The organism is Dactylosporangium sp. NPDC051541 (assembly GCF_044454505.1).
In the GTDB taxonomy this organism is placed as follows: Bacteria; Actinomycetota; Actinomycetes; order Mycobacteriales; family Micromonosporaceae; genus Dactylosporangium.
Map to the genome: position 1 here is coordinate 17414 of NZ_JBITDU010000004.1, position 22423 is coordinate 39836.

General features: G+C 71.9%; 26 protein-coding genes. 14 read left to right on the forward strand and 12 right to left on the reverse strand.

Features of this window, described 5'->3' with window-relative positions; translation table 11 throughout:
* Positions 1 to 87: 87 nt before the first annotated feature.
* On the reverse strand, positions 88 to 1152 hold the full coding sequence (locus ACIA8L_RS19690; protein ID WP_395906399.1) for an NAD-dependent epimerase/dehydratase family protein: 1065 nt from the start codon (positions 1150 to 1152) through the stop codon (positions 88 to 90).
* A gap of 35 nt (positions 1153 to 1187) precedes the next feature.
* On the opposite strand from ACIA8L_RS19690, the gene ACIA8L_RS19695 reads away from it, so the two are divergent.
* A complete protein-coding gene (locus tag ACIA8L_RS19695) occupies positions 1188 to 1358 on the forward strand; it encodes a hypothetical protein (protein ID WP_395906401.1) in 171 nt (56 codons plus the stop codon).
* Here ACIA8L_RS19695 and ACIA8L_RS19700 read toward each other — a convergent pair.
* Both ACIA8L_RS19700 and ACIA8L_RS19705 read right to left on the reverse strand, forming a co-directional pair.
* Positions 1355 to 1636 (reverse strand): BatC protein, encoded by a 282-nt coding sequence (locus ACIA8L_RS19700; protein ID WP_395906403.1) that lies wholly within the window; start codon positions 1634 to 1636, stop codon positions 1355 to 1357. The genes ACIA8L_RS19695 and ACIA8L_RS19700 overlap by 4 nt on opposite strands.
* A 446-nt stretch (positions 1637 to 2082) precedes the next feature.
* Complete coding sequence (locus ACIA8L_RS19705) at positions 2083 to 2499, reverse strand: DUF6158 family protein (protein WP_395906405.1); 417 nt, start codon at positions 2497 to 2499, stop codon at positions 2083 to 2085.
* 56 nt (positions 2500 to 2555) lie between these two features.
* On the opposite strand from ACIA8L_RS19705, the gene ACIA8L_RS19710 reads away from it, so the two are divergent.
* Entirely contained in the window at positions 2556 to 3362 is an 807-nt protein-coding gene (locus tag ACIA8L_RS19710; RefSeq protein WP_395906407.1) for a transglutaminase family protein, read from the forward strand.
* 115 nt (positions 3363 to 3477) lie between these two features.
* On the opposite strand, the gene ACIA8L_RS19715 is transcribed toward ACIA8L_RS19710, so the two are convergent.
* Positions 3478 to 4374: a DUF3500 domain-containing protein gene (locus tag ACIA8L_RS19715; protein WP_395908029.1), complete on the reverse strand. Its 897-nt coding sequence runs from the start codon at positions 4372 to 4374 to the stop codon at positions 3478 to 3480.
* A gap of 28 nt (positions 4375 to 4402) precedes the next feature.
* Entirely contained in the window at positions 4403 to 5110 is a 708-nt protein-coding gene (locus tag ACIA8L_RS19720) for a TetR family transcriptional regulator (protein WP_395906409.1), read from the reverse strand.
* Positions 5111 to 5184: 74 nt separating this feature from the next.
* Between ACIA8L_RS19720 and ACIA8L_RS19725 the strand changes: the two genes are divergently transcribed.
* Positions 5185 to 5643 (forward strand): anthrone oxygenase family protein, encoded by a 459-nt coding sequence (locus tag ACIA8L_RS19725; protein ID WP_395906411.1) that lies wholly within the window; start codon positions 5185 to 5187, stop codon positions 5641 to 5643.
* A gap of 5 nt (positions 5644 to 5648) precedes the next feature.
* Here the strand turns inward: ACIA8L_RS19725 and ACIA8L_RS19730 are convergent, their stop codons facing one another.
* Positions 5649 to 6701: a glucose 1-dehydrogenase gene (locus tag ACIA8L_RS19730; RefSeq protein ID WP_395906413.1), complete on the reverse strand. Its 1053-nt coding sequence runs from the start codon at positions 6699 to 6701 to the stop codon at positions 5649 to 5651.
* A 277-nt stretch (positions 6702 to 6978) separates the two neighbouring features.
* Between ACIA8L_RS19730 and ACIA8L_RS19735 the strand changes: the two genes are divergently transcribed.
* Positions 6979 to 7878: a MarR family winged helix-turn-helix transcriptional regulator gene (locus ACIA8L_RS19735; RefSeq protein ID WP_395906415.1), complete on the forward strand. Its 900-nt coding sequence runs from the start codon at positions 6979 to 6981 to the stop codon at positions 7876 to 7878.
* A 74-nt stretch (positions 7879 to 7952) separates the two neighbouring features.
* Here the strand turns inward: ACIA8L_RS19735 and ACIA8L_RS19740 are convergent, their stop codons facing one another.
* Both ACIA8L_RS19740 and ACIA8L_RS19745 read right to left on the reverse strand, forming a co-directional pair.
* Positions 7953 to 8441 (reverse strand): DUF1877 family protein, encoded by a 489-nt coding sequence (locus ACIA8L_RS19740; protein WP_395906417.1) that lies wholly within the window; start codon positions 8439 to 8441, stop codon positions 7953 to 7955.
* A gap of 52 nt (positions 8442 to 8493) precedes the next feature.
* Positions 8494 to 8778 (reverse strand): hypothetical protein, encoded by a 285-nt coding sequence (locus tag ACIA8L_RS19745; RefSeq protein ID WP_395906419.1) that lies wholly within the window; start codon positions 8776 to 8778, stop codon positions 8494 to 8496.
* A gap of 217 nt (positions 8779 to 8995) precedes the next feature.
* On the opposite strand from ACIA8L_RS19745, the gene ACIA8L_RS19750 reads away from it, so the two are divergent.
* On the forward strand, positions 8996 to 9763 hold the full coding sequence (locus ACIA8L_RS19750) for a GNAT family N-acetyltransferase (RefSeq protein ID WP_395906421.1): 768 nt from the start codon (positions 8996 to 8998) through the stop codon (positions 9761 to 9763).
* Positions 9764 to 9890: 127 nt separating this feature from the next.
* Here ACIA8L_RS19750 and ACIA8L_RS19755 read toward each other — a convergent pair whose 3' ends face one another.
* Positions 9891 to 11054 (reverse strand): hypothetical protein, encoded by a 1164-nt coding sequence (locus ACIA8L_RS19755; protein ID WP_395906423.1) that lies wholly within the window; start codon positions 11052 to 11054, stop codon positions 9891 to 9893.
* 90 nt (positions 11055 to 11144) lie between these two features.
* Here ACIA8L_RS19755 and ACIA8L_RS19760 point away from each other — a divergent pair, with 90 nt between their 5' ends.
* The 4 genes from ACIA8L_RS19760 (at position 11145) to ACIA8L_RS19775 (ending at position 13747) form a co-directional block, all read left to right on the forward strand.
* Positions 11145 to 11351 (forward strand): hypothetical protein, encoded by a 207-nt coding sequence (locus tag ACIA8L_RS19760; protein WP_395906425.1) that lies wholly within the window; start codon positions 11145 to 11147, stop codon positions 11349 to 11351.
* On the forward strand, positions 11302 to 11928 hold the full coding sequence (locus ACIA8L_RS19765; RefSeq protein ID WP_395906427.1) for an SRPBCC domain-containing protein: 627 nt from the start codon (positions 11302 to 11304) through the stop codon (positions 11926 to 11928). The genes ACIA8L_RS19760 and ACIA8L_RS19765 overlap by 50 nt, the downstream gene beginning before the upstream one ends.
* A 214-nt stretch (positions 11929 to 12142) precedes the next feature.
* Positions 12143 to 12613: a hemerythrin domain-containing protein gene (locus tag ACIA8L_RS19770; protein WP_395906429.1), complete on the forward strand. Its 471-nt coding sequence runs from the start codon at positions 12143 to 12145 to the stop codon at positions 12611 to 12613.
* A 267-nt stretch (positions 12614 to 12880) separates the two neighbouring features.
* Positions 12881 to 13747, forward strand: coding sequence for an LLM class flavin-dependent oxidoreductase (locus ACIA8L_RS19775; protein ID WP_395906431.1), 867 nt, complete (start codon positions 12881 to 12883; stop codon positions 13745 to 13747).
* Here the strand turns inward: ACIA8L_RS19775 and ACIA8L_RS19780 are convergent.
* From ACIA8L_RS19780 to ACIA8L_RS19790, 3 genes are all read right to left on the reverse strand, one after another.
* Positions 13636 to 16107, reverse strand: a complete 2472-nt coding sequence (locus ACIA8L_RS19780) for an ABC transporter permease (protein ID WP_395906433.1) — start codon at positions 16105 to 16107, stop codon at positions 13636 to 13638. The two genes, ACIA8L_RS19775 and ACIA8L_RS19780, sit on opposite strands and share 112 nt — an antisense overlap.
* 343 nt (positions 16108 to 16450) lie before the next feature.
* Positions 16451 to 17110 carry a response regulator gene (locus ACIA8L_RS19785; protein ID WP_395906435.1) on the reverse strand — a complete coding sequence of 220 codons (660 nt, stop codon included), beginning with the start codon at positions 17108 to 17110 and terminating at the stop codon, positions 16451 to 16453.
* Positions 17107 to 18354 carry a sensor histidine kinase gene (locus ACIA8L_RS19790; protein ID WP_395906437.1) on the reverse strand — a complete coding sequence of 416 codons (1248 nt, stop codon included), beginning with the start codon at positions 18352 to 18354 and terminating at the stop codon, positions 17107 to 17109. Before ACIA8L_RS19790 ends, ACIA8L_RS19785 begins: the two co-directional genes overlap by 4 nt.
* A gap of 80 nt (positions 18355 to 18434) precedes the next feature.
* Here ACIA8L_RS19790 and ACIA8L_RS19795 point away from each other — a divergent pair, with 80 nt between their 5' ends.
* The 5 genes from ACIA8L_RS19795 to ACIA8L_RS19815 are packed head-to-tail and all read left to right on the forward strand — an operon-like array spanning position 18435 to position 22300.
* The gene (locus tag ACIA8L_RS19795) at positions 18435 to 19010 is read left to right on the forward strand and encodes a hypothetical protein (RefSeq protein WP_395906439.1); all 576 of its coding nucleotides are present in this window, start codon (positions 18435 to 18437) and stop codon (positions 19008 to 19010) included.
* The gene (locus ACIA8L_RS19800; RefSeq protein WP_395906441.1) at positions 19007 to 20092 is read left to right on the forward strand and encodes a peptidoglycan-binding protein; all 1086 of its coding nucleotides are present in this window, start codon (positions 19007 to 19009) and stop codon (positions 20090 to 20092) included. The genes ACIA8L_RS19795 and ACIA8L_RS19800 overlap by 4 nt, the downstream gene beginning before the upstream one ends.
* Positions 20089 to 20778 carry an ABC transporter ATP-binding protein gene (locus ACIA8L_RS19805; protein ID WP_395906443.1) on the forward strand — a complete coding sequence of 230 codons (690 nt, stop codon included), beginning with the start codon at positions 20089 to 20091 and terminating at the stop codon, positions 20776 to 20778. The genes ACIA8L_RS19800 and ACIA8L_RS19805 overlap by 4 nt, the downstream gene beginning before the upstream one ends.
* On the forward strand, positions 20775 to 21962 hold the full coding sequence (locus tag ACIA8L_RS19810) for an ABC transporter permease (protein WP_395906445.1): 1188 nt from the start codon (positions 20775 to 20777) through the stop codon (positions 21960 to 21962). Before ACIA8L_RS19805 ends, ACIA8L_RS19810 begins: the two co-directional genes overlap by 4 nt.
* A 17-nt stretch (positions 21963 to 21979) precedes the next feature.
* Positions 21980 to 22300 carry a hypothetical protein gene (locus ACIA8L_RS19815; RefSeq protein WP_395906447.1) on the forward strand — a complete coding sequence of 107 codons (321 nt, stop codon included), beginning with the start codon at positions 21980 to 21982 and terminating at the stop codon, positions 22298 to 22300.
* Positions 22301 to 22423: the final 123 nt, after the last annotated feature.

Below are 22423 nucleotides of genomic sequence, written 5' to 3' on the forward strand. Positions count from 1 at the left end.
TCGCGACCAGTACGGCTGCGAGGTCCGAATCGTCAGACTGTTGACGGGCCCGGCCCCCGAATGGCTTAACCAGGGGCGGGTCACCCGTCAGTAGGGGTTCCCGGTGCCGGGAAGGCGACCGCGGAGCAGCCCGGGCAGCCGTCCGGGGCTCATCGGGTTCGCCGACAGCGGCGGGCTCCCCGCGTGCGCGTGGTGCGCCATGCCCATCGCCAGCTCCCGCAGCGCGTCGGCGGCGTCGACCGTGGGCCGCCAGCCGAGCTCGGTCGCGGCCCGGGTGGTGTCGAGCAGCGGCGCCGACAGCGCCAGCTGCACCCACCCGGCGTCGACCGGCTGGAGCCGCAGCCACCAGCTCGCGGCCGCACCGCCGCGCAGCAGCGACGCCGGCACCGGCACCGTGCGCCCGTGGAACAGCGACGCCGCCACCGCCGGCGTGAGCACCGGGTCGGCCGCGATGTTGAACGCGCCGGTCACGTCGCTGGTCAGGGCCCGCACGTAGGCGTCGGCGACGTCGTCGGCGTGCACGGCCTGCAGGCGCAGCCGCGGATTGTCGGGGATCACCGGCACCCGCCCGAACCGCAGCAGCCGCACGGGCGCGAGGGGCCCCAGGAAGTACCGTGCGATCTCGGTCCCCGCATCCCGCTGAAAGATCAGTCCGGGCCGCAGCCGCACCACCCGCAGCCGCGAGTCGACCGCGTCCAGCATGCCCTCCAGCGTGACCTTGTCCCGGCTGTACGACGAGGCCGCCACGCCCGTGGCCGGCCACGCCTCGTCGACCCGCCGATCCTTCGGCCCCGGGGCGTACACCCCCACCGACGAGGCCACGACCAGCGCACCGACCCCCGCCTGCACGGCCGCGTCGATCACGGCCCGGCTGCCGTCGACGTTCGTCCGGCGCAGCTGCCCCCGGTCATGACTCGGCTGGATCTGCCACCCCAGATGCACGACGGCGTCGGCCCCGGCGAAGATGCCGGTCAACGCGCTCACCGCGTCCGGAGCGCCGATGTCACAAGAGCGCCAGCCCATCCCGGTGTACTCCGCACCGCTCGGCAACCGCCGCGCGACGCCCACGATCCGATGGTTCCCGTCGGCCCGCAGCCGCCGCAGCAGCGCGGTACCCACATTGCCGGACGCACCGACCACGACGACGTGCATGTGTCTCCCTCTCCGTTACGGGTACGCGTCCGCCCATGACAACCAACCAGCCGGACGAACACCTGGAAGCCTTCTCCGACGACGACGCCGACTCCGCGGACTTCGCGTCCGAGCACGAGGACAGCACGCTCGCCGACGAGGTCGAGGGCGGCCCGGAGGGCTCACCGGAGCCGGAGAGCCCTCGAGGCCGCGCCGGCATGGACTAGTGCCGAGCGCCGCCGCCGGCCCCGCCGTCAGCGCCACCGTCGTGGACGGCCGGGTCGGCTCCGGCACCGCCGTCGGCCGGCCCTTCCTCGTCCGCCCCGCCGTCAGCCCCGCCGTCCTCGCCGTCGATGTTCGCGCCGCCGTCCGCGGTACCTTCGTCGAGCGTCGCGCCGCCGTCAGCGCCCCCGTCGTGCGCGGCCGGCACCGCACCGCCGTCGGCCGGCCCTTCGAGCCCCTGACCGGCGGACGTGGTGGTGATGTCGTAGTCGTTGAGCGCCATGACATGCTCCTTGAATATCGCCGGAGTCCCGGCCAGTCCGGCCGGTCGATCACCCGATACCCCACCCGGACTGCCGTAATCCGCCGATACCCCACCCCACCCCGCCCAAGCCGAGCCGAACGCAACCCCGCACCGACATGTCGGACCCTCCCCGCCACGCCGCGCTCAACCCCGTCCACGCAGAGCGGTGAACCGAACCCGACGCAGGACGCTGAACCGGACCCGACGCAGGACGCTGAACCGGACCCGACGCAGGACGCTGAACCGGACCCGACGCAGGCGGTGAGCCGAACCCGATGCAGAGCGATATACCGATATGTCGGGCGCTTCGCGCCTCGCTCCGCTCGACATATCGGATTTTTCGCCCGACAGGGTATTCGCACCACTTGCCGCATCCGCAGCACCCGCGCGCGATGCACCGGAGCCGGCAGGGCGTGCGACGGCGGTCAGTCGGGGCGGACGCGGGCGGGGTCGACGGCGCGGTCGGGGAAGCGGCGGAGGTACTCGGCCTCGAGCTCCTCCGTGCGGCTGTCGTGGTTGAGCAGGGCCTGCGATGAGCCGTGCCGGAACGTGTCGTCGCGGGTCTCGTGCAGGTGGCGCAGCTCGCGGGACAGGTCCGCGTCGTCGAGCTCCCGCGCCGGCACGCCGCCGGTCGGGGAGGTGGAGCCGGACTCGCGGCCGCCGAGCTGGGCCAGGGCCTCGCTCGCCTCGTCGTAGGCGTACTCGCCCTCGGGGAGCGCCTCGACGGCGTCGAGGACCTCGACCGGCGCGTCGACCGCGACGGCATGGCGATGTATCTCTTCACGGGTGAGCCGCTCGCGACCGGTGTACACCGCGTCGAGCAGCTTCTCGACCTCATCCATTCCGGGCCGTTACCCGCCTTGACACCGTTGCAACAAAATCCGGGTATCTTGCGCGCGTGACCGAGGTGACCGCCGGCTGCTCGCTGGCCTTCGATGTGGGGCCGGACGGCCCCGCCGAGATCGTGCTGCAGATCGCGGCCGCGCGCCGGCCGGGCGTGACGGTGCGCGACGAGCTCGACGTGCGCCTCGACGGTGCGCCGGTCCCGGTCGAGACCATCGAGACCGGTGACGGCGGGCGGCTGCACGTGGTCCGGCCCGGCCCGGGGCGACTGGACGTCGGCTATGAGGTGCACGCCCGGCTCGACCCCGAGCCGGCCCCGGTGACGCCGCTGGAGCGGATCGTCTACCTGCGGCCGAGCCGATACTGCCCCAACGACCGGCTGCACGGCTTCGCGGTCGCCCAGTTCGACCCGCGGTCACCGACGCTGGCCGCGGACGTGCGGGCGTTCGTGCAGGAGCGCACGCAGTACACGGCCGGGTCCAGCACCGCCACCACCGACGCCGCCGACACGCTGCTGTCCGGCAACGGCGTCTGCCGCGACTTCGCCCACCTGGTCGTCGCGCTGCTGCGGGCCCTGGACGTCCCGGCCCGCACGGCCGCCGTCTACGCGCCCGGCCTGTCCCCCATGGACTTCCACGCCGTCGCCGAGGTCGCCGTCGACGGCGTGTGGCGGGTCGTCGACGCCACCGGCCTGGCCCCGCGCCCGAGCCTGCTGCGCATCGCGACCGGCCCGGACGCGGCCACCACAGCGTTCGCCACGGTCCAGGCCGGCATCGCCGAGCTGTCCACAATGGAGGTCCGCGCGATCGTCGACGGCGACCTGCCCCACGACGACCTCAGCGCGGCCGTGACCCTGCCCTAGGAGCCCAGATCAGTGTGGGTGGGCGGAGCGGTGAGCGCGGAGGACGTCGCCGCCCAGGTCGGATGCGGGGCGGCGCGGCCTCAGCGCGGCGGTGACCCTTCCTGAGCAAGCCGGTTCAGTGCGGGTGGGCGGAGCGGTGAGCGCGGAGGACGTCATCGCCGAAGTCGGATGCGGGGCGGCGCAGGACCGTGTGGGCGTGGTTGCCGTCGGCGGTGGTGTTGTCGTATTCGATGAGCAGGTCCTGGCCCTGCACCCGGTAGTAGTGGCGGGTGCCGGGGACGGTCGGGCCCTCCCAGGTGAACGTGAGCGCGTCGCGGTCGACGGGGAAGGCGATGTCCGCCGGGAGCCGCTCCAGATAGAGGTCGACGAGTTCGAGGAGCCGCTCCCGGGCCGGGCCGGGGAGCTCGGCGGCCGGCACTCCGGGTGGGGGTGGTACCACGTCGGCGTGTGGACCGCTGTAGATGTCGGCCGGGGCCGTGGGCCGGCCCACCACGTGCGGGCGCAGGCCGGGCGGGAGGGCGTCGAGCACGGCGAAGCCGAGGTCGTGCTCGGGGCCGAGGGGGCGCAGCACGGGGTGGCCGCGGTAGTAGGTGGCCAGGGGGTTGGCGCCCAGGAACACCGGGGTCGGCGCGACCGTGTCGCCGTCGAGGGTCATGGTGACGGAGATGTGGTGGCCCTCGAACCGCCAGCCCCAGCGGCCGGCCGGGTCGGGGTCGCCGAAGACCAGGACGCGGTAGTCGTTGCTGTGCCGGTGCCGGCCGTAGCCCTCCTTGCGGTCGAGCACCTCCTCCAGGGCCACGATGCCCATCGCCTGCGCGAACGCGTGCGGGCGCAGCGCGGTGGCCAGGAGCCGGTGGGCGGCCTTGCGGCCGTCGGCGCCCAGCTCGTCGAGCGCGACGCCGGGGCGCGGCTCCGGGCGGTATTCGATCCACCGCCGCTTGCGGTCGTCGTCGAACGGCACCCGGGCCTGCGGGGGCGCGGCCCGCAGCAGGCGGCCGGCCTCGTCACGCATGGCGGCGGCAGTCTTCATGGCTCCAGTTCTACCCCGAAGCGGGCGCGGACCCGAACCGCTCGAACACGGGCGCGATCGTGTCGGCCGCGGCCCGCACGTCCGCGGTGACGAGCTCCCGCGTCATGGCCGGAGCCAGCTCGGGCCGGAGATTGCGCTGGAGGCTGGCCCCCTGGACCCGCCAGAGGCCGAGCAGGGTGACGGCCGCGATGTGCGCCTCGGGGGCGTTGTCCGGCAGGTGCGCCCGCCCGGCCAGCAGGCCCGCGACCGTCCCGGTCAGCAGCTCGACCATCTCGTGCTGGTGGGCCCGCAGCTCCGGCGTGCTGGTGGTGAGGGCCCGGAAGCGGCGGATGGTCGCGGTCGCCTCGGCCGGGTCGGGCTGCGCCGCGAGCCAGGTGGTGAGGCCGGACAGCTCGGCCTCGAGCACGCCGAGCGTCGACGGCAGCGGCACCCCGGCCGGGTTGGCCAGGGCCGCGCGCATGGCGGTCAGCGTGTCGTCGAAGCGGTCCAGCAGCAGCGACTCCTTCGTCGGGAAGTAGTTGAAGACGGTCCGCTCCGACACTCCGCAGACCTCGGCGATCTCGGTGACGCGCACCTCGGCGAAGCCGCGCTCGAGGAACATCCGGGTCGCGACGGCCGACAGCTTGGCCCGCAGCTCCCGCTTCTTGCGCTCGCGCAGCCCGCCGAGGCTCGCACCGGCGGCACCCTCCGGAATCCAGGACACGCCCGTGTCGCTCATCACCCCAATGTACTTCAGCGACTGCACAAATACTGCTACCGTAAACTTGCAGCCACTGAAAGAAGGAGCTCGGCATGAGTCCGGTCGTGCAAGCCATCGCCCTCTTCCTGGCCGGGCTCCTCGCCGGCGAGGAGCTCATCGTCCGGTATGGCGTGCAACCCGCCCTGCGCCTCCTCGACGACCACGCCCACATCCAGGCCCGGGTGGCACTCGTCCGCCGCCTGCGGATCGTGGTCCCGGCCCTGATGCTGCCGACCGTCGCCGCCGCCGTGGCCGTGCTCGTGCTGGCCGACGGCCCCGGCTCCGGCTGGCGCTGGGCGGGAGCCGCGGCCCTGACCGCGTTCCTGCTCTGCTCGTTCCTGGGCACGGTCCCGATCAACATGAAGGTCGTCGACTGGCGGCCCGAAGCCCCGCCCGCGGACTGGCGGGCCACCGTCACCCGCTGGGAGCGCATCGACGTGCTGCGTTCGACGGCGGCGATCGTGGCCTTCGGGTGCTTTGCCGCGGCTCTGGCAGTACAACTGCGGCCGTGAAGCCTTTATGAGCCGAACGTGAGCACCACTTTGATGTCGTCGGGCTTGGCCTCCAGGGCTTCGGCGAAGCGATCCAGGGGCACCCGGCGGGTGATGAGGCTGTTCAGCCAGGCCGGGTCGGCCGTCTTCAGGGCCTCCGCGGCCGCCGTGTAGTGGCGCGGGTTGGCGTTGACCGAGCCGATGACCACGTCGTTCTCCAGGACCATGGACCGGTTCGCCGCGCCGAGGTCGACGGAGATCGTGCGGCCGCCGGTGGAGACGCCGGTCAGGCAGACGATCCCGTAGGCGGCGGTGCCGCCGATGGCGTCGAACACGACCGACGCCGCCCCGGTCGCCTCGATGATCACGTCGGGTCGCAGCCGCTCGGCCGTCTCCGCGACCGGCGTGCTGTGGTACGTCGCGCCGAGGGCCTTCACCGCTTGCGCCTTCGGCCCGCCCGTGGCCCGGTCGAGCACGTGGACATCGAGCCCGCGCTGTGCGCCGAGCAGCGCCGCGAGCAGACCGATCGGCCCGGCCCCGGTGACCAGCACCCGCTGCGGCGCGAAGTAGCCACGAGCCCCGACCCGCTCAACCTGGTCCCAGGCCTTCGCCACGACCGACGTGGGCTCGAGCAGCACCCCGGTCTCGGCCAGCCCCGGGTCGAGCTTGATCGCGTAGTCGGGCTCGACCGTCCACAGTGCACTGCCGTACCCGTCGAGCTGCTTGATCCCGCGCTCGGTGTACTCCCCGTTGCGGCACATGTCGAACTCGCCGTGCGCGCAGGCCGGGCACGGCTTCGGGTCGGGCCGGCGCACCACCCCGACGACGAGGTCGCCCGCGCCGAACCCGCTCCCGGCCGGCGCCGACCGGACCCGCCCGAGCGACTCGTGGCCCAGCACCAGGCGATCCGCGCCGGGCGGGGCCCACCCGTACTCACCGGCCGCGATCTCCCGATCAGTGCCGCACACGCCGAGCGCCACCGCCTCGACCAGCAGCCGCCCATCACCGGGCGCCGGGTCGGGCACGTCACGAACTTCGGCCGATCCGGACTGCAACGCAACGACGGTCAATGCCTTCATGCCCGCCCTGGTACCCCGCGGGCCCGGGCCGGAAAACGCTCGGGTGCGGCGGATCGAGCGGATCCGCCGCACCCGTGTGCGTGTGCACACCCGCGGTTCGCAGTCGATAGGGCAGTACGAATGCGGGGGTTTGCGGCGCCTCGTCGCGCCGACATTGATCTGCATGCCCCTTCCCGCCGGTCCCGAAACGTCGTTCCGTCGATCGGGGTCGGTCAGCCGTCCGGGCGCCGTTCGTGCGGGCCTTTCGCGGCAGTATTTCTCTGACTATGGTCAGGGAATGGATGTCACGGCGGTCGGGCGGGTGCGGCGGTTCAACCGGACGGTGACGCAGCGGATCGGGGCGCTCGAGGACGAGTACATGGCGCGGGACCGGGCGCTCGGGGCGGCGCGGGTGCTGTGGGAGGTGGGGGCCGACGGGGGTGGTGTTGACGTGCGGGCGTTGCGGGGACGGCTCGGGCTCGACTCCGGGTACCTCAGCCGGCTGCTGCGGGCCCTGGAACACGACGGCCTCGTGGTTGTCGAAGCCAGCGCCGGGGATGGGCGGGTGCGGACGGTACACCTGACGGAACACGGGCGCCGGGAACGGCTCGAGCTCGAAAGCCGCTCCGACGAGCTGGCCGTGTCGATCCTCCGGCCGCTCAGCGAACGGCAGCGGGAACGCCTGGTCGAGGCCATGGGCGAGGTCGAGCGGCTGTTGACGGCGTCGATGGTCACGGTGGCGCCGTCCGACCCGCGGCACCCGCACGCCCGGCACTGCATCCGGGCCTACTACGAGGAGCTGGCCGGGCGGTTCGACGGGGGCTTCGACCCGGTGCGGAGCATCTCCGCCGGCGACGACGAGCTGACAGCGCCGGCCGGTGTGCTCCTCGTGGCCACCCTGCACGGCGCCCCTGTCGGCTGCGGCGCCCTCAAGTTTCACGCCGGCGCACCGACCGAGGTGAAGCGGATGTGGGTCTCCCCCACCGTGCGCGGGCTCGGGCTGGGGCGGCGCCTGCTGGCCGAACTGGAGACGACCGCCGCGGCCGCCGGCACCCGGGTGCTGCGCCTGGAGACCAACGGGTCGCTGTCAGAGGCGCTGCAGTTGTACCGCACCGCCGGCTACGAGGAGGTGGACGCCTTCAACGCCGAGCCGTATGCGCACCACTGGTTCGAGAAGCGGATCAACCCGGGCGGCTGATCCAGTCAGCCGCCTGGCCGTGCCGATGATCGATGGCTACCTTGCTTTGGTGGATGCCGGCCGGCGATCATGCTTCAGGTGGCGGTGAAGAGGACTGCGCGTCCGGCGGCGGCCGCCCGTTCGTAGAAGGCTCGAACGTCGCCGAAGCCGTCCCAGGTGTACTCGAAGTCGGCATCGTCGCGGGCGCCCCGGTAGTCCGGGTCCTCGATGGCATCGAAACGGCGGCGCAGCCAGGTCCGGACCACGCCGCGCAGCGCGGCGGCGACAGCTCGGGTCTCGGCCGCGCTGATGTAGACGACGTAGTACTCGTCGTGCAGATGCCGTCCACCGAGCACGGCCAGGGACAGCGGGTATTCGCCGCCGTCCGGGTCGAGGGTGCCGTCGGTCAGGCAACGGTGGATGGCGTCCCACGCCTTGTCGGTGTCGACCTTCAGCGCGTCGCCCGGCCAGGACTCCTCGATGTCTTCCAGGAGTTCGCCCACCGTATCGGTGTCGCCTTCGTCGTCGGCGGCGAGCAGTGAGCGCTCCTGGTCCGGCGTGATGGCGAAATGAACCCCCAGCATCCCGAGATCATACGGTCGGACAACGTCATGAGCCGCTGACCGCGCGGACGGATCAACGCCCGGTGATGATCAGATAGGCGATGGTGCCGATGAAACCGACCACCGCGAGGGCGAAGAGCACACCGATGACCCTGAAGACGCCGGCGGCGAAGCGGCCGGCGGCAGTGCGGGGCCGGTAGCCGGTGTTCACCGGGTACGCGTGGCCACGCTCGCGGAAGCGCCGCGACGACTCCTGGTGCTGGCGCATCGCGTGCTGATGGGCCTGCTGGGCGTGCTGGGCGGCCTGGTTGTGGGCGCGCTGAGCGGCTTGCTGGTGGGCCTGCTGCCACGGTTGCATGATCGCTTCCTCCGGTCGGTTCCTTCCTGACAGAGCCCCGCGCAGCCCAGAAAATACAACCGGGCGAGTGTGGAACGGGTTGGAACGCTGTACCCGCTGGACATCTCACCCCCCACGATGCGGAGCTCCCTCATGAAGCGAACCGGATGCATCGGCGGTGTCCTGACGGTCGCCGTCGCGATGGGCTTCCCGCTCGGTCATCTCCCGGCGGTCTGACATGCCGATCCGACGTGTGCGCTCGCTCGGGTTCCGCACCGATCTGATGCTGCGCGGGATGGCCGGCTCGAGCATCGTGGAGCACGCCGGGCATCTCGTGGTCCGCACGCCGGCCAATCCGGGCTTCTGGTGGGGCAATTTCGTCCTGCTCACCGGACCGCCGGCCCAGGCCGACGCGCTGGCGGTGTTCGCCGGCGAGTTTCCCGCCGCCACCCACGTCGCCATCGGCGTGGACAGCACCGACGGCACCCTCGGCGACGGCGGCGCGGACCTCGGCCTGACCGTGGAGGTGAACGCCGTACTCACCGCACAGCACCTGCGGCCGCCGTCGCCGGACACCGACGTACGGGCGCTGAGCAGCGACGAGGACTGGACGCAGGCCACCTCTCTGCGCCTGGCCTGCTACTACGAGGCGCCGACGCCCGACGAGCGACAGTTCACCGAGCTCCAGGTGCTCGAGCAGCGCCGGCTCTGCGAGGCCGGCCACGGCACCTGGTTCGGGGCGTTCGTCCAGGGCCGGATGTGCTCCGGCGCAGGGCTGTTCAGTGACGGCCGGCTCGCCCGCTTCCAAAGCGTGGAAACCCACCCCGACTTCCGCCGCCGGGGCCTGGCCGCGGCCGTCATCCGCCACGCCGCCCGGCGGGAACCCGACGCGAACACACTCGTCATCGTCGCCGACCCCGACGACCACGCCATCCAGCTGTACCGGACGCTCGGCTTCGCGGAGGTCGAGCGCCAGGTCCAGCTGTACCGCGCCCCTGAGTCATGACCACAGGACGAGACCAGCGCCGCCGCGATGCAAGCGACCGGGCCGCGGATCGCAGTCGCGGCCACCACGACATTGCGGGCGCCGGCGGTGAGACGGCGGGCTCGGTCGCGACCCGAGCGGGATTGTGTCAGCGGGTGACGGTGCGACACGCTTCACGGTCTTGAGGCAGCCCGACCTCGGCCAACAATGGCATGGCACGGTCGGCTCGATCACCCCAGACGCTGTCGTTGCCAACCAGCACCTGCAGAAATGTCCGCTGGCTGTTGGCGAGCGGCCGGTCAGGCCAACCCGGCGGGAAGGCCAGGCGTAGCAACGGGCCCCAACCAGCCTCCGTGGAGCCGCCTTCGGGTGCGGCAACGGCCAGGGCGCCGGGCACCAGTTGATCGAAACTGCTGGCCCGGGCCGCGGCCGTGGCGGCGAATCGCATGTGCAGGCGTACTCGCTCCAGGGCTGAGCCGGGCCGCAACCAGCTGTCGTTGGCTGGCGTGTACCGCATTGCCTCCTCGAGCGCGCGTACCGCATGGGGGTCACCGTCCGTCGACGGCGATAGCGCTGCGCAGGCCCGCACCACCAGAGGTCGGTCTTGCAACAACGTGGTGGTGTCCGCGCCGAGTTCCGCGAGCGCGTAGGCGGCCGCGCCCGCGACGCTTCCTGGGCTGTCACGCTGTTCGGCGACCGCGAGCAGCTGCTCATCGGCGCCGCGACGCTGCTGTGGTGGTAGCAGTTGCGCGATTCGCGTCGTGGCGAACACCGCGGCGTGCGCGACACGGGCATCGGAGTCCGGCAGCCACGGCAGCACATCGAGCAGTAAGCCGCCGGCCATCGCGCGGACGCCGAGTCGCTGTGGCGCCTCTTCCCCAGCGACGTAGTCGGCGACGCTGAGCTTCTCGCCACCAGCCGCAACGGCTTCTGCCTTCGCACGCAGTTGTGCGTCGGTTCCGCCCCATGCTGCTCCCGTCGCGGCCTGCCCGAGCATCGCCAGCAACCGGGCCCTCAGCGGCATGCGCGGGTCGGATGTGGTGAAGACCCAAGCATCGGCGGAGCGCTGATCGTTGACCGCAGCCGCGACGATGGGCGCCAGCGACACAGTGGCGGGGCGGTTCAGACCGTGTTCGAAGCCCGCCGTCTCGATGAAGTCGACGGCGTCCCAGCGTCGGCCGGGATCGCTGTGCCACAGGCCCGCCACCATCTGCGGCACCTCGCCCATCGGCCCGGTGTGGTTCCCGGGCCGGCCACCCTCCACAGTGCTCCAGTCGACGGCGCTCAGCGATGCTTCGATCCGGTGCACCACGGTCCTCTCCGCGCGGCGTGCGTCAAGCTCGAGTACTCAGTTTGACGCGCTGCCGGAGATCGGTCCAGCCACGACGATCGACCGGTTCGCATGGTGCATCGTCCGCTCCTGCGGCGACCGCGGCTCGCCTCCACCCGTTCGGGCGCGAACCGGGCGAAGATACGGCCGGTCACCTGCCCGGTCCGGTGGCCGGTGTCGCGGGCCGCGGGCGGCCGGGTCGAGGACGGCTGGGGCGCGGTCATCGGGCGTGACGACCTGGAGCGCCGGCGTCGCGCCCGGCTCCGGCGGCTGCGGTGAGCTCGGCGCCGAGCAGGATCGTGACGAGGCCGAACAAGGTCAGCGTCAGGGCGGGTGGTCCGGTGACCGGAAGGGCGGCGGTGGCCGGCGGCGTGGTGGCGAAGTCGTACGGGTACAGGACCGCTTCGACAGCACCATCGACGACCTGTGGTCGGCCCTCACCGACCCCGGCCGGCTGGGACGTTGGCTCGGCGAATTCGACGGCGACCTGCGCCTGGGCGGCACGTTCAAGGCCCGGTTCTTCGCCAGCGAATGGCAAGGAACCGGCCGCATCGACGTCTGCGACCCCCCACACCACCTGGCCGTGACAACCAGCGATGCCGACCAAGCCGAAGAACACGTCATCGAAGCCTGGCTGACCCCCGACGGCGAGGGCACCGTCGTGATCATCGAAGAGCGCGGTATGCCGATCAGCCTGCTCCCCGCCTACGGCGCCGGCGTACAGATCCATCTCGAAGACCTCGGCACACACCTCGCGGGGCACGAACGCGGCGACGCCCAGACACGATGGAAGCACCTCCACCCCGCCTATCAAGCCCTCCCATCCACAGCGCCCGAACCAGGCCGTGGTCGATAAGTACGTGCACGTCGGAGGCTGTCGGGTAGGGATACGATCCCCCGGCCTGGGCCGGCCGGGAACGCTCCGCCACGTCCGCCTGCAGGGCGCAGCTGGTCAATCTTGGTGCGCTAGGCTTCGGGTAGCGTCGCGTGCCGGTGGCAGACTGTGTCAGGCATGGAGGCGCCCAACCGAGGGAGACCGACGATGTTGACGTCGCATCCTTCGTCTTCGCGTGACTGAGCGCGAGACGACCAGGCTCATCGCCTGGAGCCATGAGCTTCGACAGGTGCACGTGCGCCTACGCGAAGCACTTGATCTCACCCGCACCGCGGTGGCCGAAGGCAGGTCCGCGGAGGTTGCCCCGCGTGAGCTGCTGTTGTACTGCCACGGGTTCTGCGCTGCCCTTGATGGGCACCACAGGGGCGAGGACCGCCTCCTGTTTCCGGCGATCAGGGCGGCCCACCCGGAGTTGGAGCCCGTACTGCGCAGGCTCACCCAGGACCACTCGATGATCGCGCACCTGCTCGGCGAGCTGCTGGCTGCGGTGGACCGGGTCGCACCGGTCGCCGAGTTGGATCGTCACCTCGAGGGCGCGGCGGCCATTATGGAGAGTCATTTCCGGTACGAGGAGCGTCAGCTGCTCAGGGTGCTCGAAACGCTCTCGCTGGATGAGCCGCCCGAGGAGGTCCTGGGCCCGCTGTGAGCCATCGCGGCCCAGAAACGGTAGGCCGCCGTGGCTTCGTCACCGGTGGCGAAACCCTGCCCTCGTCCCCGACAGCCGGGACGAGGGCAGGGTGATCGGCTTCGCAGATGATTGTCGCACCGGCGGCGGGCACTCTCGGACAGCACGACCGGCCTGTTGTCGCACGCCACGACTTGACCCACATCGTGGGTATCCTCAACCGTCTCGCCGCCCTCGACCTGACCGGCACCGGCGGCAGTGCCCTGTAATCCGTCTCCGAGGGGAGACATGAGCGGACCGCGGCATGCGTGCGCACCCGATCATGGCAGGGGGCTGCCATCGCACACCGCAGTGGTGTTGGCCGCCGCGGCCACGCTGACCGGCGCGCGGGTGGGGACCTGGGTCTACGCGGCGCCCGTGCGGCCGGCGTACATCACGGCCTGGGAGGCGCACTCGCTCAGTGTGGTGACCGACGGGCGGTTCGAGATGGGCATCGGGACCGGGCGGCCCGGAATCGCGGATCAGCTGCGCCGACTGGGATTGCCGGACGTGCCGGCCGGGCAGCGGGCGGAGCTCGTCCGGCAGGTCATCACGACGCTGCGGGAACTTGATGGCGACGAGCGGCACACGCCGGTGGCGATGGCTGTCGGCGGACCCAAGGCACACGCGGTCGCGTCCGAGCTGGCCGACATCGTGAACTTCGTGATGCCGCACATCGAGACCCGCACGCAGACGGCGCAACGGGTGCGGGCATTCGACAACCGGCACGGGCTGGAGCTCTCGCTGCATGTGCCGGTCATCGGAGACGCCGTCGCGCCGTTCATGGCCGGGCCCGACACCGACATCGAAGCTGTTCGAGCGGCAGACTCGGTGTCATACCTGCCGAGCGATCCCGGCGCGGCCAAGGAGGAGATCCTGCGGCGGCGGGAGGAGATGGGGTTCACGTACTTCGTCTTCGGAGCAAGCGTCGCCGGGGCACTCGGTCCGGTCGTCGCCGAGCTGGCCGGGCAAGAGACCGCCGGGAAATCGCTCTGGATGCGGTGTCAGTCGTGGGCGATGGCGGTCAGGATGTTCAGGCGTGCGGCCCGGGCCGCTGGTGGGATCGCGGCCATGGCGCCGACGAGGGCGGCGAGCCCCAGGTACGCGAGCAGCTGATGGAACGGTATGGACAGTTCGGTCACGCCCTGCTGCCGCAGGGCCTTGACCGTGGCCGCGCCGAGCCCGACGCCGACCGTGGTGCCCAGCAGCGCGCCGAAGACGGCGATCACGGTGGCCTCCGCCGCGGTCATAAGCAGCGTCTGGACCTGGCGCAGACCGACCGCGCGCAGGAGCCCGAGTTCGCGGGTACGCTCCAGCACAGACAGGGCCACCGTGTTGGCGATGCCCAGCACGGCGATGACAACGGCAAGGGACAGCAGAATCTGCACGATGCGCAGGATGCGGTTGGCCTTGGCGTTCTCCTGGGCGGTGTACTCGCTGCGGTCGCTCACGCCTACCTCGGGGCTGTCGGCGAGCAGGGCGGTGAGCTGAGCGCGGGCGGTGCCGGCGTCGGCGCCTGGGGCCAGGCGGATGAACGCGCGGCTCGGCAGTGCCTGCTTGAAACCGCTCGCGGCCGAGGCCGGCAGCAGCCAGCCGTTGATGAGGTCGGTGTTGGTGTAGACGCCGGTCAGGGTGAACTGGCGGGACTCGCCGCGGGGAAGGCGTACGGTGACGCGATCGCCGACGTGTGGGCCGGTCGCGGTGATGGAGCGCTGGTCGACCAGGATCTGGTCGTCGGCCAGCTGCCCTAGTGTGCCCACGGCGGCGGTCAGGCTGAGCATGTCGCGCAGGGCGGGTAGGTCGGTGACGGTCTCCACGTAGGCTGGTTGGCCGTCGATGACGGCGCCGCTCTCGCCGAGGCCGCTGACGTTGAGTACGCCCGGCAGTGCCGTAGCGGCGGCGAGCACGGCCGGGTCGAACCCGGCGCGGCCCGAGCCGTTGGCGTCGCCGCTGATGACGAAGTCGGCCTTGACCTGGTCGGCGACGAGTCGGCTGACGCTGGCCGTGGCCGAGACGAACACGGTGGAGATGCCGGCCAGGAGCGCCACCCCGACCATGAGTGCCGCCGCGGTCGCCGCAGTGCGTCGGGGGTTGCGGCGAGCGTTGAGCCGGGCCAGCCGGCCGGGCACCGACCAGCCGAGCCCTCGCCCGAGCAGATCGGCGGCGGGCCGGGCGAGCGCCGGCGTCAGCATCGTGACGCCGAGGAACGCCAGGGGCACCCCGCCGAGGACAAGGGCCGGGGCGCTCGTCGACGCGGTGGCCAAACCGAAGCCGAGCAGGCCGGCGCCGGCGGTGAGGACAATGGCACCGGCGACGGTGAGCCGGGTCAGCGGCCGTTCCGGTGCCGCTGTGTCGCGCAGCGCCGCCACCGGCGGCACCCGCGCGGCCCGTACCGCCGGGGGCAGCGCGGCGGCCGTCGTGACGAGCAGCCCGACAGCGAACGCACCCAGCACGGCACTCGCCGGCAGGACCACTGACGCCCCGGCGGCGAGCGCACCCACGCCCACCCCGGCCGCCAGCCCGGCGACCGAGCCGGTCAGTCCGACTACGGCCGCCTCCGCCAGTACCGACACGACGAGCTGACGGCGGCTGGCCCCGATGGCTCTCAGCAGTGCCAGCTCCCGGGTGCGCTGCGCGACAAGCATCGAGAAGGTGTTGAGGATCAGGAACGCTCCGACGAACAGCGCCACGCCGGCGAACCCCAGCAGCAGGTCGCCGGTGAGGCCCAGCGATCGGCCGCGGGCGGCGCTTTCGGCCTGCACCACCTGATCAGTGGTCCGGACCCGGAAGCCGGCCCCCAGCACGCCGGCGATCCGTTCCCGCAACTGTCGGGCGGTGACCCCGTCGCGGGCGGTGACGGCGATCGAGGAGAAGGCACCGGGCGTGCCCAGCATCAGCGTCTGCGCGACCGGCTCGGTGAACGCCACGACCTGCTGGGCGGGCTCGGCGAAGTCGAATGTGCCGACCAGGGTGAAGCTCTGCTTCGGCCGCAGCGTCAGCACCGCGACCCGGTCGCCGACCCGCACTCCGGCCGCCGCGGCGAGGGTGGTGCTGATCGCGACCTCGTCGTCCCGCTGCGGTCCGCGACCGGCGCGCATCTGCACGGAGCGCGCCTGCCCCGGCCAGCTCACCCCGAGGCGAGGGGCGTCCGGGGACGCCACCACCTTGCCGTCGGCGCCGACGAGCCGAGCCCCGTCGGCGGACACGACACCGGTCACCGAGGCCACACCGTCGATACCGGCCAGCCGGTCGACCAGCGCTGCCGGCACCCCGGCCGCGGAGATCGTCTCGCCGGGGCCGACCGACACATCGGTGCCGGCGTGGGCGCGCTTGGCCGTGTCGGTGTAGGAGCCGCCCAGCGTCGCGGTGAGCACCAGCGCACCGGACACGAACATGACGCCGAGGACGACCGCCAGTCCGGACAGGACCAAGCGCCGCCATCGCGAAAATGTTCCCCTAAGAGCCGGTCGCAGCATCCGCTCATCCTCGCCCCGCGAGACGAGCCGCAGGAGGGGGAAATTCCCGGATAGACGTCTCAGGGGTATACCGGGCTCGCGACTGACGATCGACAGCGGTCGGAGCTCGCTGGCGTCCCACGGCGCGCGTGTCGTAGCCGTACGCGGGGCCGGTGAGCAGCAGCGCGACGCACGTCCAGGTGGCGGAGAAAACGGCGAAGATGGCCGCCTGATAGCGCCGGCCGGTCGGTACTGTATCGCCGCAGTGACCTCGCTGACCGCCTCGCCGGTGATCAGGAGCACGTCGCGGTAGGCATCGCTGGGCCGAGGAGGTGCACGACGCCGGCGCGGCGAGGAACACCCGTCACTGGCCTGGCGGGACGCCGTTCTCATACGCATAGATCACCGCATGGATCCGGTCACGCAGGCCCAGCTTGGCGAGGATTCGGCTCACATGGGTCTTGACAGTTCCCTCGGTGATCACCAGCCGGCCGGCGATCTCCTGGTTGGACAGGCCTTCGGCGATAAGCCGCAGCACGTCGAGCTCCCGGGCCGTGAGAGCGTCGATCGATGAAGCATCCGCGACCCGCGCCCCCGTCGCGACGAAGTGCTGCACCAGTCTGCGCGTGACGCTCGGCGCGGCGACGTTGTGCCCGCCCGCGACGGCGCGCACGGCCTGCAGCAGTTCGGTGTCGAGTGCGTCCTTGAGCAGGAACCCGGCCGCGCCCGCGTGCAGCCCGGCATACACATACTCATCCAGGTCGAACGTCGTCAGGATGATGACGTGCGGCGGCTGCTCCAGTGGCCGAGCCGCGCGCAGCCGCCGGGTCGCCTCGATGCCGTCGATGCCCGGCATCCGCACGTCCATCAGTACGACATCGGGCCGGGCCCGGTCCGCCACGGTGAGCGCCTGCAGCCCATCGGCCGCCTCGCCCACCACCGTCATGTCGTCGGTGCCGTCGAGGATCATGCGGAAGCCGGCCCGGACCAATGCTTGATCATCGGCGATCAGCACCCGGATCACGGGACGGGAGCCAGCCGCGCGGCGGTCGGGATTCGGGCCGCGACCTCGAAGCCGCCGCCGGCGATCGGGCCGGCCCGCAGCACACCACCGAGCGCGGCGACCCGCTCGGTGATGCCGCGCAGCCCGTTGCCCTGCGCCGGATCGGCGACCGGCGCGCCGTCGTCGACGATCCGGATGCCCAGTTCCGCCGGGCCGAAGTCGAGCACGACAATACTGCCGGTGCCCGGTGGCGCATGTTTGAGCGTGTTGGTGAGCGCCTCCTGCACGATCCGGTAGGCGGCCAGCTCGATCACGGCGGCCAGCGTCGCGGGCTCACCGGCGATCCGGAAGTCGATCCGGGTGCCGCTGTCCCGGACCCGGTCGATCAGGTCGGGCAGCGTAGCCAGGCTCGGCTGCGGCGAGTACGACGCATCGGTGCGCACGAGGCCGAGCAGCCTGCGCATCTCGGCCAGCGATGCGCGGCCGGTGGTGACGATGTTGGTCAGCGCGGCCTCGGTGCGCTCCGGCTGCTTGGCGAGCATGGCCTTCGCGCCCTGCGCCTGCACGACCATCACCGCCAGTCCGTGCGCAACGACGTCGTGCAGCTCCCGGGTGATCCTGCCCCGTTCGCTGGCGACCGCCAACGCCGTTCGCTGCTCGTGCTCCCGCCGCAGGTCGGCCAGGTGCACCCGCCGCGTCCGGGCGCTGTCGGCGACGGCCCAGGTGGCGGCCAGCAACAGGCCGGGCACGATCGCCGTCTTCAGACAATCCAGCACGAGGGTCGAGGCGTCGCCGTTCACCATCGCGGACAGCATCTTGTCGCTGCCCCTGATCTGGCCGCGGGTGCCACGAAACAACCCAGCCGCCAGGCAGACGGCGAGCAGCACCGCTTCCAAGACGATCAAGACCCCCACGACGGTACGGCGCGAGCCCGCGGAACCGGCCAATGCGAACATGGCCACCAGCGCGGCGGCATCCACCGGCGACAGGCCGAGGATCGGATCGAACAGGTGGATCCCCACCGACCCGGCCGCCAGCAGCAGCGCGGCGAGCGGCCAGCGGTGCCGCAGCACGATCGCCGTCAGTGCGGGCGCGCCGGCCACGAACCACCAGGCACCGTGGACCCGCCAGGCGTCGACCGACCCGTACATCAGCAGCTTCTTGTCGTCCGGGCTGTTGAGGAGCGCCAGCGCGTCGTTCCACAGCAGGCTGCCGACCGCCAGCAGGAGGATCAGTCCCGCGTCGAGCCACCGTCGGTTTCGCATCGCCCCAGCGTACGTGCGGTCCGGCGGCGGCGAATCGGCCGAACGACAGACCCGAAGATCGGTCGGCCGCCAGACGCGCCGTGGTCGTCCGGGCGGCGAGCCTGAGCGGCATGACACGCACACCTTTCGCCGTCGTCGCGCTGCTGGCCGCGCTGGCCTTGAGCCTGGCCGCCTGCTCGTCCAGCAAGGAGGCCTCACCGTCCGCGTCGGGATCGGTGACCACCGGCAGCTACTCCAGTCGGGAGTTGGACATCGGCCGCCAGTTCGCACAGTGCGCACGCGACCACGGGTACCCGAACTTTCCCGACCCCGTCGTCGATGCCGGCAAGATCGTCTGGCCGGCGACGGACGGCGACGCAACCAAGGACCAGTCCCGCGCGGTCGCCGCACTGCCGGAGTGCAAGGCGATCGGTGACCAGCTCGCCGCGCTCGGCCGGCACCCGAACCCCTCGTTCGACCCCGCCGACCTACCCAAGCTGCGCGATCTCGCGAAGTGCATGCGCGAACACGGACTGCCGGATTTCCCTGATCCGCGGCCGGACGGCACCTTCAAGCTCAGCGGCACGCCGCTGGAGGGCCAGGGCGAGACGGAGACCTTCTACAACGCGATCGACGCCTGCAAGCACTTCTACGACAAGCGGATCGTCACATCATGAGAACCGGCCTGTGGGTGGTCGCCGGAGCTTTGTTCGCCGCGGCGGGCGTGATCGGGTGGGCGGTGACCCGGGCACCGGCGGCCGGTCCGGTCGCTGCGCCGCAGATCCAGACGACCACCGCGCCGGTGACCCGTGGCGACGTGACCGCAAGCGTGCAGCTGGCCGGCACGCTGGGCTTCGACGGGTCCTACACGGTGGCCAGCCAACTGCCCGGCGGGGTGGTCACCGCCGTCGCGCCGTCCGGCTCGGCGGTCATCCGTGGCGCCGAGTTGTTCGCGGTGGCCGGCGTCTCAGCGATCCTGCTGTACGGGGAGACGCCGGCCTACCGCGACTTCACCGCCGGGATGAGCGACGGCAACGACGTACTGCAACTGGAGCAGAACCTCGTGGCGCTCGGCTTCGACCCGGCGCACGGCATCACCGTCGACCGGCACTTCAGCGGCGCCACCGCGACCGCGATCCGCCGCTGGCAGGCGGCCCGCGCCCTACCAGCGACGCAGCGCACCGGCAAGCTCGCGCTGGGCGAGATCGTCTTCCTGCCGAGTGCGATCCGAGTGGGCCAGCTCACCGCCGATGTCGGAGCCTCGGTGGAACCCGGCGCGCCGGTCCTGGGCGGATCGACCACTACCCGCGTGGTCCGCATCGCGCTGACCGCCGGACGCCAGTCGACGGTCCACGCGGGTGACCCGGTGCGGGTCACCGTTCCAGGACTGGACCAGCCGGTCGCCGGTACGGTCCGGGAGATCGGCACAGTGGCGAGCGTGCCAAGCGAGGGTCCGGCCGGCGGGGCGGCGACGGTGCCGGTGGTCATCGCGCTGACCATGCCGGCGGGTGCGCCGATCCTGGACCAGGCGCCGGTGCAGGTGGGGATCACCGGCGCGCGGCGTAAGAACGTCCTGCTGGTGCCAGTGACCGCGCTGCTTGCCGGACCCGCCGGTGGTTACCAGGTTGCGGTGGTTGACGGTGTCGGCCGCCGCCTGGTGACCGTCAAGCCGGGGCTGTTCGACGAGGCCGGCGGCACGGTCGAGATCACCGGTGCCGCGCTGACCGAGGGCACGCAGGTGGAGGTACCGGTCTCATGACCGATTCGGTGCTCTGCTTGGAGAACGTGGGTCACGCCTACCCCGGCACGCCGCCGGTGGAGTCGCTTCGTAGCGTCGATCTGACCGTACTGGCCGGGGAGATGGTGGCAGTTGCCGGGCCGTCCGGCTCGGGCAAGACCACCCTGCTCAACCTCGCCGCTGGTCTCGACCGCCCCACCACCGGCTCGGTACGACTGGCCGGCCATGCGATCGAATCCCTCTCCGACCGGCGGCTCTCGGGTCTCCGCGCGTACGCGCTGGGCGTCGTGTTCCAGCAGTTCTTCCTCCTGGACCAGCTGTCCGCAGTGGACAATGTGGCCAACGGCCTGCTGTACCGCGGCGTGCCGACGCGGGAGCGGAGGCGGGCGGCGGCGGAGGCGCTCGACCGGGTCGGCCTCGGGCATCGGGCCGGGCACCCGGCGGGCAAGCTCTCCGGCGGTGAGCGCCAGCGGGTGGCCATCGCCCGTGCGCTCGTCGGCCGGCCCGCGCTGATCCTCGCCGACGAGCCGACCGGCAACCTCGACAGCGCCAACGGCGCGCAGATCCTCGACCTGCTGCGCGACCTGCACGCCGGCGGCGTGACACTGCTGATCATCACGCACGACGCCACCGTCGCGGCCGCCTGCCCGCGCCGGGTCGACCTCCGCGACGGCCGGATCGTCGCCGACACCGGACGGACCGAATGATTTCCCGGGTACGCGCGGCGGACCTCCTGCCGCTGGCCACCATCGGCATCCGCAGCCGGCCATTGCGCGCCGCGCTGTCCACATTGGGCATCGCGATCGGCATCGCCGCCATCATCGGCGTCCTGGGCATCACCCGGTCCAGCCAGGCCGACCTGCTGGCCCAGATCGACCGCCTGGGCACCAACCTGCTCACCGTCGTCAACGGCCACGAGATCGGCGGCAACGAGGCGCAACTGCCGCAGAACGCCACCACCGGCATCGCCCGTACCCCAGGGGTCGAGCGGGTCACGGCGACCGCCGACCTCGGCAACCTTCAGGTGTTCCGCACCGACCAGGTCCCCGCGTACCGCAGCGGCGGTATCGAGGTGCGCGGCACCGAGCCGTCACTGCTGGACACGCTCGACGGCCACGTCGACATGGGAGTGTTCCTCAACGAGGCGACCAGCCGGTACCCGGTGGTGGTGCTAGGCCACGACGCCGCCGTCGGCCTGGGCATCGACCGCGTCGACGCCGGCACCCGAGTCTGGCTGGGCGGCCATTGGTTCGCCGTCGCGGGTGTGCTGCGACCGTTCGAGCTGGCGCCCGAGGTGGATCACGCGGCGTTGATCGGCCTGCCGGTCGCCGCCGAGTACTTCGGGTTCGACGGTCACCCGACCCGTGTGTACGTGCGGACGGACACCGCGCGGACCGCCCTGGTCGCCACGATGCTGGCCCGGGCGACCAACCCGGCACAGCCCAGCACGGTTGACGTCAGCCGCCCGTCGGACGCGCTGGCCTCGCGCCTGCTGGTGGCCGGCGCGGTCACCTCGCTGCTGCTGGGCCTCGGCGCCGTCGCGTTACTGGTCGGCGGCGTCGGCATAGCCAACGTCATGGTGATCTCGGTGCTGGAGCGGCGCACCGAGATCGGGCTGCGGCGAGCGCTCGGGGCGGCGCGGCGGCACATCGCGGTGCAGTTTCTCACCGAGTCGCTGCTGCTGTCGGCCATGGGTGGCGTGGCGGGGGCCGTGCTCGGCACCGCGGTCACCTACGGCGTGGCAAGCTATCGAGGCTGGCAACTGCTGGTGCCGGCGGCCGGTGTCTGGGGCGGGCTGGCCGCCACGCTGGTGATCGGCACTATCGCCGGGCTCTATCCGGCGACGCAAGCGGCGCGACTCAACCCGACCGACGCACTGCGAACGTCATGAGACAAGTGGAGTCCACCGTGGAGCAGTTGCCCGTCGACACACCGCGCGGCACGGCCGTCCCGCTGGCGGTGCTCTCGATCGAGCCGGCCGAGGTGACCGCGCTGCTCGGGCTGCCGTTCGTCGAGGTCGCCAACGACCTGGGCCCGGCCACCCTGGCGCTGATCCGCCTGGCCGACGGCACGCTCATCGCCTTCGCCCGGCTGCTGCAGGACGTCGGCCCTCGCGTTGATGTGTATCACTACGACGGCTACGCCCGGCACCCCCGGCCGCTGCCCGACGCGCTGCTGCGGGAGACCGGTCTCGCCGCCGAGTTGGTCACCTGGGTCGGCGAAGACTGAAGCGCTCGATTTTGCCGACGTCGTGACCGGAGTTGAGGGTCACCGCCTCGTACTGCTCGTCGGTGACCGGCTCCAGCCAGCTGGTCGGGTCGCCGGTACCCCCTACCCCCGGAAAAGCGGATG